The 16,906-nt window shown below is 51.3% G+C and carries 19 protein-coding genes; 8 read left to right on the top strand and 11 right to left on the bottom strand.

Going from position 1 to position 16,906, the window contains the following annotated elements; all coding sequences use genetic code 11:
- Nucleotides 1-111: 111 nt before the first annotated feature.
- Together ucpA and murR are read right to left on the bottom strand one after the other, a co-directional pair.
- Nucleotides 112-903 carry an SDR family oxidoreductase UcpA gene (gene ucpA, locus H9644_RS15970; protein ID WP_191775326.1) on the bottom strand — a complete coding sequence of 264 codons (792 nt, stop codon included), beginning with the start codon at nt 901-903 and terminating at the stop codon, nt 112-114.
- Between the two features lie 128 nt (nt 904-1,031).
- Nucleotides 1,032-1,889 (bottom strand): HTH-type transcriptional regulator MurR, encoded by an 858-nt coding sequence (gene murR / locus H9644_RS15965; protein ID WP_064526341.1) that lies wholly within the window; start codon nt 1,887-1,889, stop codon nt 1,032-1,034.
- Between the two features lie 171 nt (nt 1,890-2,060).
- Between murR and murQ the strand changes: the two genes are divergently transcribed.
- The 3 genes from murQ to pbp4b are packed head-to-tail and all read left to right on the top strand — an operon-like array spanning nt 2,061 to nt 5,692.
- Nucleotides 2,061-2,957, top strand: a complete 897-nt coding sequence (gene murQ / locus H9644_RS15960) for an N-acetylmuramic acid 6-phosphate etherase (RefSeq protein ID WP_191775324.1) — start codon at nt 2,061-2,063, stop codon at nt 2,955-2,957.
- Between the two features lie 3 nt (nt 2,958-2,960).
- On the top strand, nt 2,961-4,385 hold the full coding sequence (gene murP / locus H9644_RS15955; protein ID WP_191775322.1) for a PTS N-acetylmuramic acid transporter subunit IIBC: 1,425 nt from the start codon (nt 2,961-2,963) through the stop codon (nt 4,383-4,385).
- 2 nt (nt 4,386-4,387) lie between these two features.
- Complete coding sequence (gene pbp4b, locus H9644_RS15950) at nt 4,388-5,692, top strand: penicillin binding protein PBP4B (RefSeq protein ID WP_191775320.1); 1,305 nt, start codon at nt 4,388-4,390, stop codon at nt 5,690-5,692.
- Nucleotides 5,693-5,929: 237 nt separating this feature from the next.
- Here pbp4b and yfeX read toward each other — a convergent pair whose 3' ends face one another.
- From yfeX to H9644_RS15930, 4 genes are all read right to left on the bottom strand, one after another.
- Nucleotides 5,930-6,829, bottom strand: a complete 900-nt coding sequence (gene yfeX / locus H9644_RS15945; RefSeq protein ID WP_000084590.1) for a porphyrinogen peroxidase — start codon at nt 6,827-6,829, stop codon at nt 5,930-5,932.
- Between the two features lie 95 nt (nt 6,830-6,924).
- On the bottom strand, nt 6,925-7,500 hold the full coding sequence (locus H9644_RS15940; protein WP_064526333.1) for an RpoE-regulated lipoprotein: 576 nt from the start codon (nt 7,498-7,500) through the stop codon (nt 6,925-6,927).
- Between the two features lie 205 nt (nt 7,501-7,705).
- Nucleotides 7,706-8,155 (bottom strand): DUF2919 domain-containing protein, encoded by a 450-nt coding sequence (locus H9644_RS15935; RefSeq protein ID WP_064526331.1) that lies wholly within the window; start codon nt 8,153-8,155, stop codon nt 7,706-7,708.
- Nucleotides 8,142-8,567: a GNAT family acetyltransferase gene (locus H9644_RS15930; protein WP_064526329.1), complete on the bottom strand. Its 426-nt coding sequence runs from the start codon at nt 8,565-8,567 to the stop codon at nt 8,142-8,144. The genes H9644_RS15935 and H9644_RS15930 overlap by 14 nt, the downstream gene beginning before the upstream one ends.
- Before the next feature lie 213 nt (nt 8,568-8,780).
- Between H9644_RS15930 and amiA the strand changes: the two genes are divergently transcribed.
- The 5 genes from amiA to H9644_RS15905 all read left to right on the top strand — a co-directional run bounded on the left by amiA (nt 8,781) and on the right by H9644_RS15905 (nt 12,304).
- Nucleotides 8,781-9,650, top strand: coding sequence for an N-acetylmuramoyl-L-alanine amidase AmiA (gene amiA, locus H9644_RS15925; protein ID WP_191775318.1), 870 nt, complete (start codon nt 8,781-8,783; stop codon nt 9,648-9,650).
- A 3-nt stretch (nt 9,651-9,653) separates the two neighbouring features.
- Complete coding sequence (gene hemF, locus H9644_RS15920; RefSeq protein WP_191775316.1) at nt 9,654-10,553, top strand: oxygen-dependent coproporphyrinogen oxidase; 900 nt, start codon at nt 9,654-9,656, stop codon at nt 10,551-10,553.
- A 120-nt stretch (nt 10,554-10,673) separates the two neighbouring features.
- On the top strand, nt 10,674-10,967 hold the full coding sequence (locus H9644_RS15915; RefSeq protein WP_054494666.1) for a type II toxin-antitoxin system TacA family antitoxin: 294 nt from the start codon (nt 10,674-10,676) through the stop codon (nt 10,965-10,967).
- Nucleotides 10,951-11,466 (top strand): GNAT family protein, encoded by a 516-nt coding sequence (locus H9644_RS15910; protein WP_191775314.1) that lies wholly within the window; start codon nt 10,951-10,953, stop codon nt 11,464-11,466. The genes H9644_RS15915 and H9644_RS15910 overlap by 17 nt, the downstream gene beginning before the upstream one ends.
- Before the next feature lie 166 nt (nt 11,467-11,632).
- Nucleotides 11,633-12,304, top strand: coding sequence for a hypothetical protein (locus tag H9644_RS15905; protein ID WP_191775313.1), 672 nt, complete (start codon nt 11,633-11,635; stop codon nt 12,302-12,304).
- Between the two features lie 33 nt (nt 12,305-12,337).
- Here the strand turns inward: H9644_RS15905 and eutR are convergent, their stop codons facing one another.
- From eutR to eutB, 5 genes are read right to left on the bottom strand one after another with little or no spacing between them, the layout of a single operon-like run.
- Entirely contained in the window at nt 12,338-13,396 is a 1,059-nt protein-coding gene (gene eutR, locus H9644_RS15900; RefSeq protein WP_064526319.1) for an HTH-type transcriptional regulator EutR, read from the bottom strand.
- Nucleotides 13,397-13,441: 45 nt separating this feature from the next.
- On the bottom strand, nt 13,442-13,954 hold the full coding sequence (gene eutK, locus H9644_RS15895) for an ethanolamine utilization microcompartment protein EutK (protein WP_064526318.1): 513 nt from the start codon (nt 13,952-13,954) through the stop codon (nt 13,442-13,444).
- A 12-nt stretch (nt 13,955-13,966) separates the two neighbouring features.
- The gene (gene eutL, locus H9644_RS15890; protein WP_001111027.1) at nt 13,967-14,626 is read right to left on the bottom strand and encodes an ethanolamine utilization microcompartment protein EutL; all 660 of its coding nucleotides are present in this window, start codon (nt 14,624-14,626) and stop codon (nt 13,967-13,969) included.
- 9 nt (nt 14,627-14,635) lie between these two features.
- A complete protein-coding gene (eutC, locus tag H9644_RS15885) occupies nt 14,636-15,523 on the bottom strand; it encodes an ethanolamine ammonia-lyase subunit beta (protein WP_064526314.1) in 888 nt (295 codons plus the stop codon).
- 20 nt (nt 15,524-15,543) lie between these two features.
- Nucleotides 15,544-16,905 (bottom strand): ethanolamine ammonia-lyase subunit alpha, encoded by a 1,362-nt coding sequence (gene eutB, locus H9644_RS15880; protein WP_191775311.1) that lies wholly within the window; start codon nt 16,903-16,905, stop codon nt 15,544-15,546.
- Between the last annotated feature and the right edge of the window lies 1 nt (nt 16,906).

The raw sequence follows: 16,906 nt of genomic DNA, 5'->3' as shown, positions 1-16,906 counted from the left end.
AAGGAGTAACGGTTTTATATACCGTTTGGTGATTTGGAAGTTGAAAAGGGAATAAGAACCGGGTTCAAAACGAAATCCTCCCCACCCATGCAGGGAGGAAACAGAGGTGAATCAGATGCCGACGCTAACCGTTTCCGGCAACGTGCTGCCGCCATCAATCACATTCTGAGTACCGGTTAAATAGCTGGATTCATCCGATGCGAGGAAGGCGGCCAGTTCGCCCACTTCCAGCGGATCGGCAAGGCGACGCAGCGGGATTGCTTTCGCCATTTCCGTCAGAACCGATTCTGGATCTTCCGGATTCGACTGGCGGGCAATACTTTCCGCCATTGGCGTACGAACATAGCCCGGACAAATCGCATTTACGCGAATACCGGATTGCGCGTACTCCACCGCCAGCGATTTAGTCAAACCGACGATCGCCGCTTTCGTTAAGGCATACGCCGTTTCGCCCGGATCGGCCACCATATCGCCAGTGACTGAAGACATCATCACAATGCGGCCATCTTTGCGGGCAATCATCTCCGGCAGCACCGCCTTCGTGACGTTCCATACGCCTTTAATATTGATATCAATATGGAAATCGCGATCTTCATCGCTCATATCGAGGAAACTGCCCAGACGACAAACGCCTGCGTTATTCACCAGAATATCAATGCGCCCTTCTTTTTCCTTTGCGCGTTTGATAGCTGCGGCGACCGACGCCGGGTCACGAACATCGGCAACAACCGCCGTACAACGATGACCGCGACCACACAGTTCGTCCGCTAGCTTTTCAATCTCAGGGGAGATATCCAGCAAGATTAGGTTCGCGCCATGACGTGCAAAAGTTCTGGCAATTCCTTCGCCAATTCCCTGCAATGCGCCTGTAATCAGTACTGTCTTGCCCGTGAGTTTACCCATTTTAATGCTCTCCTTGTTAATACAGAGCGTTACACTCCATTACCTCTGAAAATACAGGATAAACAAAATATTGCTGCGTATCAGCTCACTAATTAAGGAAAATCTCAATCCAGTTGCTGCTTTATGCATCACTTTAACCGTTGTGTCAGCTCACTACTGCGCTCAATCATTTTCAACGACTCCACATCATTGAGTTGCACCAGGCCAACAAACAGTAAATCGGTAACAGAATTTTGCGCTGTGCGGGTAGACATTGACGAGCTACGCCATTCGGTTTCGCCGGAAACGGTATCGATCGTGAAATGCGCCAGCCGCCGCAGCGGAGAGTCAGTCAGAGAAGTAATGGCAATCACCGTTGCCCCCTGCTTTCGTGCCGCTTCTGCGCACAAGACAATCTCTTTTTTACTGCCACTGTAAGAGATAGCAATTTGTACATCGCCTTTTTTCAGCGCCTGGGAAACCGTGGCTTGTACGTGCGTGTCGGCCTCACAGGCCACGCGATAACCAATTTTCATCAGTTTGAATGAGAGATCGCGCCCCACCAGCGCCGATCCGCCCAAACCGGTTATCTGAATAAATGGCGCTTTACTGATGACCTCAATGATTTTTTGCAGTCGCGTGTAATCGAGCAACGCGCAGGTCTGTTCCAGCGCCAGCTCTTTTTCGCGATTCAATTTACGTGCGATCACTTCCAGCGAATCATCACTGGTAATCGAACTGTGCAAATGCAACGCCGTGGCGTTTTTCTTCTCCCGGCTGGCGCTATATTCGCCAATTAACGCCATACGCAATTCGGTAAAACCTTGCGCGCCGAGTTTCTGAGCGAACTTCACAATACTCGACTGGCTAATACCGAGCTGTTTCGCCATATTTCGTGAAGAAACGGATTTCAGTTCGCTCACCCTGGCTTGCAAAAAGTCGGCTATTTTTTGCTCGTTTTCAGTAAAGTCACTTTCTGCATTACGTAATTTTGTCAGGTACAACATCTTCCACTCCCTCACCACATCCTGCGCGCAGCATAGCACACGGTTTTTGCCCTTTGACGCTCTTCACACTCTGCGATTTCAGACTCAATGATTCCTTTAAAACTAGCAAATCGAGATATATGATTCCATCAATCTGCAATTATTTGATTGTGAATACTAAGGTCACCACTGATGCAACTTGAAAAGATGATTACCGAAGGCTCGAACGCCGCCTCGGCTGAAATTGACCGTGTTTCGACGCTGGAAATGTGCCGGATTATCAACGATGAAGATAAAACCGTACCACTCGCCGTTGAGCGTGTACTGCCGGATATCGCAGCGGCGATCGATGTTATTCACGCCCAGGTGAGCGGCGGCGGCCGTCTGATTTACATCGGTGCGGGGACCTCTGGTCGTCTGGGTATTCTTGATGCCAGTGAATGCCCGCCGACCTACGGCGTGAAACCGGGTCTGGTGGTGGGTTTGATTGCTGGCGGCGAATATGCCATTCAGCATGCAGTGGAAGGCGCAGAAGATAGCCGGGAAGGCGGTGTTAACGATCTGAAAAATATCAATTTAACGGCACAGGATGTGGTGGTCGGTATTGCTGCCAGCGGTCGTACACCGTACGTGATTGCCGGGCTGGAATACGCACGCCAGTTAGGCTGCCGCACAGTGGGAATTTCCTGTAATCCGGGGAGTGCTGTTTCCACTACCGCAGAGTTTGCTATTACACCCGTTGTTGGTGCCGAAGTGGTTACCGGTTCTTCGCGAATGAAAGCAGGTACGGCGCAGAAACTGGTGCTCAATATGCTCTCCACCGGGCTGATGATTAAGTCAGGTAAAGTGTTCGGCAATCTGATGGTCGATGTGGTCGCCACCAACGAAAAACTGCATGTACGCCAGGTCAATATCGTCAAAAACGCCACCGGATGTAGCGCGGAGCAAGCGGAAGCGGCATTGGTTGCCTGCGACCGCCACTGTAAAACGGCCATTGTGATGGTGCTGAAAAATCTCGATGCCACTGAAGCTAAAAAACGCCTGGATCAACACGGCGGCTTTATTCGAAAGGCTCTGGAAAAGGATTAACCCATGGCTAAAGAGATCAGCAGTGAACTTCTGAATACCATTCTTACCCGGGTCGGTGGCCCGGGAAACATCGCCAGTTGTGGTAACTGTATGACGCGCCTGCGTCTGGGTGTACATGACAGTTCACTGGTTGATCCCGATATCAAAACCCTGGAAGGCGTAAAGGGCGTCATTTTGACCAGCGATCAGGTACAGGTCGTTTTTGGGCCAGGCAAAGCGCATCGTGCCGCAAAAGCCATGAGCGAGTTGCTGGGTGAAGCGCCCGTGCAGGATGCTGCAGAAATCGCCGCCCAGAACAAACGTCAGTTAAAAGCCAAACAAACTTCCGGCGTACAACAATTTCTCGCCAAATTCGCCACCATCTTTACGCCGCTGATCCCCGGTTTTATTGCTGCGGGTCTGTTGCTGGGGATAGCGACACTAATCGCCACGGTGATGCACGTTCCGGCAGATGCTCAGGGAATGCTGCCCGACGCGCTGAATTTTATGAAGGTGTTCAGCAAAGGCTTGTTCACCTTCCTGGTAATTCTGGTTGGCTATAACGCGGCGCAGGCGTTCGGCGGCACGGGCGTAAATGGCGCAATTATCGCCGCGCTCTTTTTACTTGGTTATAACCCTGCTGCCACCACCGGTTACTACGCCGGTTTTCATGATTTCTTCGGTCTGCCCATCGATCCACGCGGCAATATTATCGGCGTGTTGATTGCCGCCTGGGCCTGCGCCCGCATTGAAGGCATGGTGCGCCGCTTTATGCCGGACGATCTCGACATGCTGTTGACCTCGTTAATCACTCTGCTGATCACCGCTACGCTGGCGTATTTGATCATTATGCCGCTGGGCGGCTGGTTATTCGAAGGTATGTCGTGGCTGTTTATGCACCTGAACAGTAATCCGCTCGGTTGTGCAGTATTGGCCGGGCTATTCCTGATTGCCGTGGTGTTTGGCGTGCATCAGGGCTTTATTCCTGTTTATCTGGCTTTAATGGACAGCCAGGGATTCAACAGCTTATTTCCCATCCTTTCGATGGCGGGCGCGGGCCAGGTGGGCGCGGCGCTGGCACTCTACTGGCGGGCGCAACCGCATAGCGCATTACGCAGTCAGGTACGCGGGGCGATTATTCCCGGCCTGCTGGGCGTTGGCGAACCGTTGATTTACGGCGTCACCCTGCCCCGCATGAAACCGTTTGTTACCGCCTGTTTAGGCGGCGCAGCGGGCGGTTTCTTTATCGGTCTGATAGCCTGGTGGGGTCTACCAATGGGCTTAAACAGCGCCTTTGGGCCGTCTGGTCTGGTGGCGCTGCCGCTGATGACTTCCGCTCAAGGTATCCTTCCGGCAATGGCGGTATATGCAGGTGGGATTCTGGTGGCATGGATTAGTGGGTTTATTTTCACCACACTCTTTGGCTGCCGTAACGTCAATCTGGACTGATTATGAAACGGACAATGCTCTATCTTTCTCTGCTGGCTGTCAGCTGTAGCGTCAGCGCCGCAAAATTCCCTGTTCTGACAGAAAGTTCGCCAGAGAAAGCAGGATTCAACGTCGAGCGGCTTAACCAGATGGAGAACTGGATTAACCAGCAGGTGAATGCCGGTTACCCAGGAGTAAACCTGCTGATTATTAAAGATAATCAGATTGTGTATCGCAAAGCCTGGGGCGCGGCGAAAAAGTACGATGGCAGCGTGTTGATGGCGCAGCCTGTAAAAGCCACTACCGATACGCTGTATGACCTGGCCTCAAACACAAAAATGTACGCCACTAACTTCGCCCTGCAAAAGCTGATGAGCGAAGGCAAGTTGCATCCTGACGATCTGATTGCGAAATATATTCCCGGGTTTGCCGATAGCCCGAGCGATACGATTAAAGGCAAAAACACGCTGCGGATCGCCGACCTGCTGCATCACAGCGGCGGTTTCCCGGCAGACCCGCAATACCCGAATAAAGCCGTCGCGGGCGCGTTATATTCCCAGGATAAAGGCCAGACGCTGGAGATGATTAAACGCACGCCGCTGGAGTATCAGCCCGGTAGCAAGCATATCTACAGCGATGTCGATTATATGCTGCTCGGATTTATCGTCGAGTCAGTGACTGGCCAACCGCTTGACCGCTATGTTGAAGAGTCGATTTATCGCCCGCTCGGTCTGACGCACACCGTGTTTAATCCGCTACTGAAAGGCTTTAAACCGCAGCAAATTGCCGCGACGGAACTGAACGGCAATACCCGCGATGGCGTGATCCACTTCCCGAACATTCGCACCACCACTCTCTGGGGTCAGGTGCACGACGAAAAAGCCTTTTATTCGATGGGCGGCGTTTCCGGACATGCAGGTTTATTTTCCAGTACCGGCGATATTGCGGTGTTAATGCAAACGATGCTGAACGGTGGTGGCTATGGCGATGTTCAGCTGTTCAGTGCAGAAACGGTGAAGATGTTCACCACCAGTTCAAAGGAAGATGCCACTTTTGGCCTCGGCTGGCGCGTGAATGGTAATGCCACCATGACACCAACATTTGGCACGCTGGCAAGCCCGCAAACCTACGGTCACACGGGCTGGACCGGAACGGTGACCGTTATCGATCCGGTCAATCATATGGCGATTGTGATGTTAAGCAACAAGCCACATTCGCCAGTTGCCGATCCACAAAAAAATCCCAATATGTTCGAAAGCGGTCAGTTACCGATTGCAACTTATGGTTGGGTGGTTGATCAGGTATATGCGGCGTTAAAGCAGAAGTAGTAAAAAGGCCAGTCAGTTTGTACTGGCTGGCCTGAGACTGCTGACAAACGCAAAACTGCCTGATGCGCTACGCTTATCAGGCCTACGCGGAGCCTGCAATATATTGAATTAGCACGATTTCGTAGGCCGGATAAGGCGTTCACGCCGCATCCGGTGTGTACAACGCGCACTTGGTCAACAATCTTAGGCCAGTCAGTTGTGTTACTGGCTGGCCTTTAATCATTGAATCAGAAACGCTTACAGCGCCATCAGCTTGTCCAACGACGGCGCGAAGTAATAGCCGCCAGTGACTGGTTTGGTGAAACGCAACATTGCGTCACGTTTGCCATCGGTGTCGCCAAACATACTCAGCAGTTGCTGCTCAATGTTATGCAGACGTGCGCAATAAGCACAGAAGTACAGACCGTGCGTGCCGCTGGCGGTGCCGTACGGCAAGCTCTGGCGAACAATCTTCAGCCCTTTGCCATCTTCTTTCAGATCAACACGAGTCAGGTGAGAGGTTTCCGGACGTTCGTCGCCATCAATCTCTTCGTTAGCTTCTTTGGTACGGCCGATCATCATCTCCTGGTCGTGAACACTCATACGGTTGAGTTGCTTCAGGTTGTGTTCCCAGCGCTGCACAAACACATAGCTGCCACCTGCATCCACGCCGTCTTTAATGACCGCCACTTCGCGACGCGTCTCTTCACCTGCCGGGTTTTCCGTACCGTCAACAAAGCCGCTCAGGTCACGCTCTTCCACCCAACGGAAGCCGTGGATCTCTTCTTTCACTTCAATGCAGTCGCCGAAAGCTTCCATCGCCGCCTGGGCGACAGAGAAGTTTACGTCATGACGCAGAGAAAGAATGTGGATTAACACATCGAACTGAGTAGTCGGCGCAAGACCTTTGCCGTAGCCCGGAAAATCTTTCAGCTCTTCGGCACCAACGCCGCCGCTCAGAGCACGCCAGGTGTTGTTACCAAAGGCAACCACCGCACCAAGATGCGCGTCAGGGAATTTCGCTTCAAAAGTTGCCAGTTTGTCGGCAAATGTTTTACTGGCCGCACGCAGGGCGTCAACCTCCCCTTTAACGTTGGCTTCGATCCAAATCGCCGCGCGGCAATGTTCTGGCAAAATGCCACTCTGAACCTGAGACATTGTTCCTCCTGAAAATAAGAATGCCACGCAATCCGTGGCATTGTTGGGCGCTATTTTACGTGTTTTTTATGATTAGCGGTTTGCTCAGACGCAAATTAACGTCGCCAGATAATTTTACTGACTTTCCAGTTTTTCAGGGTATCGTCCGAAGGCATTAGCCCTTCAGGACCACTCCATTCCCCGCTGAACTGGTAGCTAATATGTTGACTGCCTTCAGCTTTACATTCGACAGCACGATCATCATCGCCGTCGGCTTTTTGGCAATTGCCAAATGCTTTGCTGTAAAGGTCGCTAAACGGTGTACCGATTTTAACACCGGTGTCAGCAGGAATATTGCTATCTGAAACGTCAATGCGGCTGATTGTACCTTGATCACCATTGATGACCATCGCCACGCTGTCGCCTTTCATCACTTCAAAAAAGCGCACTACATTACCGTTAGCGGTTTTCATTCCGCTGCGCAGGCGATAATCACCATCAAGCGCATCGGCAATAGCTTGTTCTTGTAATGGTGTGGACGCCGTTAATTCACCCACGCCCTGCTCGCTCACTTTGGTAGATGAACCAAACCAGTTCCACGGATTAGCGGCAGACCAGTTAACTGACGACATAGTGGAACAGCCGGTCAGCATCAACGGCATAGCGCATAACAATAAACGCAGCGATTTCATGTCACTTCCTTTGGTTATTCAATAACGTTGCTTGGAGTGCGAATTTGCAAAAAAGTGCCGTTAGAGGCTGATGGCAAACACAAAATTGCCTGATGCGCTACGCTTATCAGGCCTACTCTTTCCTGCAATATATTGAATTTGCAAAATTTGTAGACCGAATAAGCCGTTCACGCCGCATCCGGCATAAACAAAGCGCGCCTCTGCGTTATTCTTTTTCTTCATTAAAACAGGCGCGTAAACGTCGGTTGGTCAAAAGCCAGATTAACGCCACAATATCCGCCACCACCAGCGCCAGGCCGATACCGCTCACTGATTCCCCATTCAGCCACAGCCACGGCTGCCAGCAAAGTAAAACGAGCTGTGCCAACAGCAACACAAAATAGAGCCCATGCCAAAAACGGGGAAACGTAGCCCGCCGACCGCTCAACAAAAACGCCAGCACCGCCGGAATGCCAGGAATCAACCCCAGCCAGAAATTATCGTGATCGGGATAAAACAGATTCAGCAACGCAGTTCCCTGCTCACGCGACGCACCGGCAATCACAAACAGCCCCCAGGTCCGCGCCTGTAGTAATAACACACACCAGAAGAGGAAAGGTAAACGCAGGCGTCCGTGCGCATCGTAATGGACAGGATGAAACTCAGTACTCTTCATCTTCAATCAAACGCTTGCCCAGATTCAGCACATCAGCGTGTTCATATCCCAGACGTTCATACATCCCAAGCACCATGTCGTTATCTTCCGGCACGTTGATCTGAATTTTCGGGCAGCCGCGGGCAATTAGCTTTTTCTCCAGCCGATTAAGCAACGCGTTAGCAATGCCGCGCCCGCGAAACTCCGGATGCACGCCAAGATAATAAGCAGACCCACGATGCCCGTCATAACCGCCCATCACCGTTCCCACCACTTCACCGTTCACTTCCGCGACCAGGAACAAACTGACGTCATGGTTCATCTTGCGCTCGATGTCCATTTCCGGATCGTTCCACGGACGCAGCAAGTCGCAACGCTCCCAAAGGGTGATGACCTCTTCGAAATCTTCCTGGCGAAATACGCGTATCTCCATGGTATTGGTTACCTTTTTGGGGGTTAAAAGGGTGATTATGGCGTGAACGGTTGAATTAGCCAATATCTGACGAAAATCGGTTGAAAAAGTGGCATAATGACACGTTGTCATTTATTGAAATGAAAAGTAAAACAATTCTCACCAGCAAACCGTCGTAACGGATTACGCGATACGATATAACATCTGGAACTTCATTATTACAACTCAGGCCGTATGAGCACTTTTAAACCACTAAAAACACTCACTTCGCGCCGCCAGGTGCTGAAAGCCGGATTAGCTGCCCTGACGTTGTCAGGAATGTCACAAGCCATCGCCAAAGAAGAACCTTTAAAAACCAGTAACGGACACAGTAAGCCTAAAGCCAAAAAAGCCGGGGGTAAGCGAATAGTCGTTCTCGATCCAGGCCACGGCGGAATTGATACCGGGGCGATTGGCCGCAACGGGTCGAAAGAAAAACACGTAGTGCTGGCGATTGCTAAAAATGTCCGTTCCATATTGCGCAATCATGGCATTGATGCGCGGCTGACGCGTTCTGGCGATACGTTTATTCCACTGTACGATCGCGTTGAAATCGCCCATAAATATGGCGCTGACCTGTTTATGTCAATTCACGCCGACGGCTTTACCAACCCAAAAGCCGCTGGTGCATCGGTCTTTGCCCTCTCTAACCGTGGCGCAAGTAGCGCGATGGCAAAATATTTGTCGGAACGCGAAAACCGTGCTGATGAAGTCGCCGGGAAAAAGGCGACCGACAGGGATCACCTATTACAACAAGTGCTGTTTGATCTGGTGCAAACAGATACCATTAAAAATAGTCTGACACTCGGCTCGCACATTCTAAAGAAGATTAAGCCGGTGCATAAACTACACAGCCGCAACACCGAACAAGCGGCATTTGTGGTGTTGAAATCACCGTCTGTTCCTTCGGTGCTGGTGGAAACTTCGTTTATCACCAACCCGGAAGAAGAACGGCTGTTAGGCACGGCGGCGTTTCGTCAGAAAATCGCCACAGCGATTGCTGAAGGCGTGATCAGTTATTTCCACTGGTTTGACAACCAGAAAGCACACTCGAAAAAGCGGTAAGTTATGAAACCCGACGCACACCAGGTTAGACAGTTCCTCCTCGACCTTCAGGATACAATTTGCCAGCAACTGGCCGCCGTAGATGGCGCAGAGTTTGTCGAAGATAGCTGGCAACGCGAAGCTGGTGGCGGTGGGCGTAGTCGGGTGTTGCGTAATGGCGGTGTTTTCGAACAGGCGGGCGTCAACTTTTCTCACGTCCACGGCGACGCAATGCCCGCTTCCGCCACCGCTCATCGCCCGGAACTTGCCGGGCGCAGTTTCGAGGCTATGGGCGTTTCTTTGGTGGTGCATCCGCATAATCCGTATGTTCCCACCAGCCACGCCAATGTGCGCTTTTTTATTGCCGAAAAACCGGGTGCCGCTCCCGTCTGGTGGTTTGGCGGCGGCTTCGATTTAACCCCTTTCTATGGCTTTGAAGAAGATGCCATTCACTGGCACCGCACCGCCCGCGACCTGTGCCAGCCGTTTGGCGAAGATGTTTATCCACGCTACAAAAAGTGGTGCGACGATTACTTCTACCTCAAACATCGTAACGAGCAGCGCGGCATTGGCGGGCTGTTCTTTGATGACCTGAACACGCCAGACTTCGACCACTGTTTCGCCTTTATGCAGGCGGTAGGCAAAGGCTACACCGACGCATACTTGCCGATTGTTGAGCGACGTAAAGCGATGGAATACGGCGAGCGCGAGCGTAATTTCCAGCTCTACCGTCGCGGTCGTTATGTCGAGTTCAACCTGGTCTGGGATCGCGGCACGCTGTTTGGCTTACAAACCGGCGGGCGCACTGAATCAATCCTGATGTCAATGCCACCGCTGGTACGCTGGGAGTACGATTATCAGCCGGAAGAAGACAGTCCGGAAGCGGCGTTGAGTGAGTTTATTAAGGTCAGAGATTGGGTGTAATATCATGAAAATAAACGAAAATTCATAATCCTCTGTTTGTGACTTGAAATTGACTCTGTTTAATTTGTGTGCCATAGTGACACCATAATAGTTAGTCATCACTAACATTGAGGTATTATTATGGCTACGAACATCGAACGAAAAGACACTCGCCTGGTTGCCAGAACATCTTTAGAAATACAGGAAATGATTCAAAGAGCTGCAGATTATTGTGGTTCAACTGTGTCACAATTTCTTATTGAATCTGCAGTGGATAAAGCACGCAACGTCATTGAGCGTACTGAAGCGTTGCATTTATCTATGGCAGGAGCAGATGCACTGGTTGCTGCCCTTGAGAATCCACAAAGACCTAATCAAAAACTGCTAAAAGCAGCGCAAAACTACAAGGATGTAGTGAATGTCCGTGATAATTGAAGAGATAACTCAGCAGCATACTCGGAAACTTTTTGACTGTGGGAATCACGAATTAAATCAGTTTTTACAACAGCAAGCCCGGCAGAAAGCAGTCAAACATATAGCAAAGACCTATGTGGCCTGCCGAAAATCAGCCCCCACAAATATCATTGGTTATCATACTTTATCAGGATATTCAGTTATTATTCCCCCTGTTTGCAGAGAATATAAAAACTATCCTCATCCCCTTAACGCGGTAAAACTGGCCAGGCTTGCTGTCGATCGTTCAAATCAAGGTGAGCGTTTGGGAGAAAAATTACTTATTGATGCCATCTATAGAACCGTATTAGTTGCCGAACAAATTTCGGCTATTGGGCTGTTTGTAGATCCACTAACGCCCAAAGTGATGCCTTTTTATGAACAATATGGATTCCTGAAAGCTGATTGTGGTGATACATCGCGTACAGAAATGTGGTTGCCGATTAAAACGTGTATTGAAACAGCCAGTATATTGTTATGAACAAAGTACGTTATTATCAGCGGAGAATTAGAGACTATCCCACCAGGCGTATATTGTTGAAGCCAGTTTGATGCCGGACAACGGCGACATCTTATCAGCAATCTTAGCTGTGATAATAGTGGAAGATACGTCTTATTAAAGACGGAAATGGAGCCAAATATATAATATGGAAATTAAAATTATAGCTGACACAGCAATACCTATTGAAGAACAGAAAACAAGAATACTTGAGTTCTTTCGTGAATATTGGGGAACACAGCAGGTTAATGAAAGAATTACCGACTCAGTACTTTGTGTAAATAACGCAAATCACAGATGTAATATTTTATGGTCAGATGATTGTGTAGATATCAATTATCAATGTAATCGGGACATTCATCCAAACGAATGGAAAAAATTTTTGACAGCATTCACTACTGCTCTTAGCCATCCCATTCCCGATTATTACACTGATATGCATGAAAAAATTCGCCGTACTTTCCTGCGTAAAAAACATCGTCGGGGTGAGGGTCGCATTGGTTGCTATATCTATCCCTATAAAGAGGAACCCAACGACGGCTGGGATTATAATGTTGATAGTCTTTTTATTTATGATTGCGATTTTGCGATCTTATCTCCGGCAATTAAAGTGTTATATCCTTTAATCAATGGAGAAACCTTTTTTGATCACACAAGCTGGAATGAGTTTACCTCAGACGAATGTACAAAGATGATTGTGCAGTGGCGAAGTGATGCACAAACAAATACCGAATATGCTGCATTTATTCATTATGTTATTGATTGGATAAACCCTTTATTAACAAAATACAAAAGTATAATGATTGAGGGTAATTTATAAGTGGCCGGATCAAACACCCTCCCCATCCGGCCCTCAACCTCCCCCCAATTCCTGCATCCGCTGATGCAACGTCAGTGACGGTTTTTCGGCAAACAGTTGCTGATAATCCGTGGCAAATTGCCCCAAATGCCAGAATCCCCACTGCATGGCGGCGTCTTTTACCGTTGTGCTCTGCGACCACGGGCTTATCAGTTCGCGACGTACGGCGTTCAGGCGGATGCGTTTCAGCCACGCGTTCGGGCCAATGCCTAAAATAGCGTGAAACGCGTTTTGTAAGGTGCGGCGGCTGACATGCAGTTGATTGCACAAATCCAGCACTGTTACCGGTTCGGACATGTTTTCCAGCACATATTCACGGGCGCGGAAAAGCAAACGACGGTAACTCTGATGACTAATGCTTTCCGCCGTCACCATTGGCTGCGCTTCTTCCAGCATCGTCCCCATCGCCAGCAGCAAGTTATCGCCAAGCACTTTACGCACCGCAGGCTGATGCAAATTCTCCGGGTTCTCGCAAAATGTCGCCAGCGCCTGTTGGACAAAGCCCCACAGCGCGGCTTTATGCTGCTCTTTCACTTCCAGCGCCGACTGGTTACGTAACATATGCAGCACCCTTTCCGGGTTATGCAAAAAGTTAGCCTGCCGGGTAATGACATCTTCAGAAAGCACTACGCCAAGGATCGTGTAATCGTCAGGCGTACTTAATTCGAACTCGGTGCCGCCAGGGCGCGTGGCAATTTCTGCGCTTCCCAGACATTGCGATCCAATAAATCCCTGTTCACCGCGCGTCGCCGGAATACCAAACCAGAACGAGTTCGGCCAGACCAGACACGACTGACGCAGCGCCAGACCGGTGTATTCACGGAAAACCTGAATATCATCAAGCAGGATTTCCGTAAATTCACCATGAAACTTGCCCGGATGCAGCTGATCGTAAATCTGCTGCCAGGCGGTAATTGTCAATGCATGTTCATAAACATCCGTTGTCTGTCGTTGATGAACATTATCCACTTCAACCTTCGGCGTGAGCTTCAGGTTTTCGGGTAAGGGTTCATGATAAAGATGGTGCAAATTGGCTGTACGGGTCTTTTTCATGATGTTAATGCCGGGCGTTACATAACGCCCGGCACCTCCGACAGGTTAATGGGGCTTAAGACGATAACGACTACTGCGTTTACGTAACGTCCCGGCAGAAAAGAACTGTTCCAGCGCATTTCTGGCTTTATCCAACGGCCAGCCAAAGTGGGCAGCGACTTCTCCTGCCGTCATTCCCTGACGTACTGATGTTAACAGCGCCAACAACTCGTCGGCAGATTCCGCGACGATCGCTGGCGCGTCAGCTTCCTTTTCCGGCTCCTTCACAGGTTGCTTCGGCTGGCGTTTAAAGCCGCCAATCAGCCACTGGGTGTCATCATCTGGCCGACCGATTTCCTTACGGCTGATTACACGCCCGGTACGCATCGCAGCAGCACAACCTGCGTCCAGCGCCGCACGACACGCCGCCAGATCGCCTTCCACCACCAGCGTCAACCTACCAGGGTCAAGCACTTCATGACTGAGCAGGCGCACGTTGGCCGCTTTCAGCATGGCATCTGCCGCATCGATTGCGGCGACCATGCCGTCCACTTCCAGCAATCCCAGTGCATTGATCATCGGCAACCTCCGTTACGCACGCTGGATTGGATTACGCGCGATTTCCAGCACAGCATCAGTAAAGGCGTTACAGGCCGCTTTACACGCTGCCTGGCTACCGGTTAAAAATGCCGCCGAGTAGTTGGTTTCTGACGGCGGTGGTACATAGGTCACCAGCTGCACGTCGGCAGATTTTAACGCTGCATCAATGCCGTAGGTCGCTTCCAGCGGCGGCGCCACCAGATACGCCATCGGATCGCCAAGTGTGATCCCGGCGGTTGATGAGAGATAAGAACCGGTACGCGAAACCACATGTGCGAGGAATGCCGTATCTTGCGCATCGTTGGCCCACTGGAACGCCGCGCCATTTTCAATATGCGCAACCATTGCATCCAGACCGGCACGCACTTCCGCCGGGTTTGGCCCACCAAGCATAATCAACACTTCACCGGCAGTCGGTGACGGACCGTGCGCCGCTCCCGCATACAGCGAGCGGCCATAAACCACTTCCACCATCGCCTGTTTGGTCGCTTCGTCAGCCGCAATGTAGGTTACGTCATCGGAGTCGGCTGAAATCAGACCGAGGCTACGAATATGCGGCGGTAATTTCAGTTCACGCGCAAAATCGGCGTTAACGGAGGCAATCACCCGCATGGCGGTGACCGACGGTCGAATCAAATCTAAAGCTGGCATGATGCCTCCTTAACGGGTCATGTTGATGCCGGATGCTTTCTGCTCCAGCATACGTTTCGCCAAATCCACAATGACTGCTGCGGCTTCAACCGGCGGTGTGCCGCCCTGGTGAATGTTAGAGATACAGGTGCGATCGGCCTCAACGGTGGTTGCCATACGCGGCGAGTAAACGGCGTAGCAGGAGAGGCTTTCTGACTGCCCCAGCCCCGGACGTTCACCCACCAGCAGGATCACCACTTTCGCGCCGAGGATCTCACCAATCTGATCTTCAATCTTCACGCGCCCATAACGAACAAAGAACGGTGTGCCGACTTTCAGCCCGGCCTGTTTCAGGCCCGCCATCAGCGGCGGCAGGATCTCTTCGTAGTTCACGGTAATAGCGTCAGTAGACAAGCCATCGGAAATAACGACCTGCACGTCCGGATTAGCAACACACTGTGCTTTCAGCGCTTCAACAGCTTCTGCACACAGGCGGCGGCCCATATCCGGGCGAGTCAGATAGAGATTTTTGTCGCTAATTTCAGAGCGGACTTCCAGTAAGCCCTGGGCTTTTACCCACTCTTCCGGCACTTCTTTCAGTACGGTGTCTTTCGAACGAGAGTGATCGGCCAGGAAACGCAACAGCGCCTGGGTACGCGGACGCGGACCGGCACGACCGGTACACACGCGGGCCACAGTACTACGGCGCAGTTCTGTTAATACGTCTGCGCGATGCGGATTTTCTACGCCAATCCACGCTTTTGCTTCAGCGGAACCTAAATCCAGCGTGCAGCTTTCAGAGGTCACCGGTGCCGCACAGGTTGTGGTGGCGCATTTTGCTTCTGACGGCGCGGGGGCCGCTTGTCCCATTGACGCCATCACGCTGCGTACAATTTCTTCAATCTGTTTTTGATCCATGATGTGTTATCTCCGCGTCATCAGAAGAACAGTGACGGATCGCCCGCCCGTTTGGTCAGGCGACCGTTTGCCATAATGCCCATGCTTTCCAGCCAGCGTTCAAACTCCGGTGACGGGCGCAGGTTGAGTAACTGACGCACAGTAGCGGTGTCGTGGAACGCCGTGGTCTGGTAGTTGAGCATGATGTCGTCACCCAGCGGCATGCCCATGATGTAGTTGCAGCCTGCGGTGGCGAGCAGGATCATCAGGTTTTCGTTGAGGTTCTGGTCAGCGTCAGCGTGGTTGGTGTAGCAGCAGTCGCAGCCCATCGAGATGCCACTCAGCTTGCCCATAAAGTGATCTTCCAGACCCGCGCGGATAATCTGCCGGTCGTTGTAGAGATACTCCGGCCCAATAAAGCCGACCACGGTGTTGACGATAAACGGATCGTAATGACGCGCCAGCCCGTAGTTACGTGCTTCCATCGTCACCTGGTCAGCGCCGAAGTTAGCGCCAGCGGAGAGCGCAGAACCTTGCCCTGTTTCGAAGTAGAGGCAGTTTTCCCCGGCAATACGGTTGAACTCCGCGCCCACTGCGCGCGCTTCGTCGAGCATCGCCAGCTCCACGCCAAACTCTTTCAGCCCTTTTTCGCTGCCGCAAATACTCTGGAAAATCAGCCCGCCCGGTGCGCCGCGACGAATCGCTTCAATCTGGGTGGTGACGTGCGCCAGCACGCAGCCCTGGGTTGGAATATTGAATTTGTCGATCACGCCGTAAATGGTATCCAGCACGCGGCTTAAGTTTTCCACGTCGTCAGTTACCGGGTTAACGCCGATCACCGCATCGCCCACCCCGAAGGAAAGCCCTTCATAGATTTGCGCGGCGATACTCTGCACGTCGTCACGAGTGTCGTTTGGCTGCAAACGCGCGCTGAAGGTGCCAGGAATACCGATGGTGGTATTGGCCTTTTTGATAATCGGCATTTTCTTTGCGCCGTAAATCAAGTCTGCGTTGGAGCAAATCTTCGCCACCGCCGCGACCACTTCCGAGGTCAGCCCTTTGCGGGTAAAGGCAATGTCATCCACGCTGGTTTCGTCACTCAGGACGTACTCACGCAGCTCGCTGATGCTCCAGTTTTTAATCTGGTTGTAGGCCGTTTCGTTAACGTCGTCCTGAATCAGCCGCGTAACGCAGTCTTCTTCATAGGAAATCACCGGGTTATTGCGGATATCCGCCACCGTCATTTCCGACAGCACCTGTTTGGCTGCCACGCGCTCCTGCGAACTTGCCGCTGCAACGCCCGCCAGCACATCCCCCGAACGCGGTTCGTTGGCTTTTGCCAGCACCTCTTTTACATCCTTGAATTGATATACATTGCCGAACAATGTGGTCTTTAGTTTCATA

It is taken from the genome of Escherichia whittamii (assembly GCF_014836715.1).
Taxonomy (GTDB): domain Bacteria; phylum Pseudomonadota; class Gammaproteobacteria; order Enterobacterales; family Enterobacteriaceae; genus Escherichia; species Escherichia whittamii.
The sequence above is the reverse complement of the archived record's forward strand: the minus strand, read 5'-3'. Positions and strand labels throughout refer to the sequence as shown.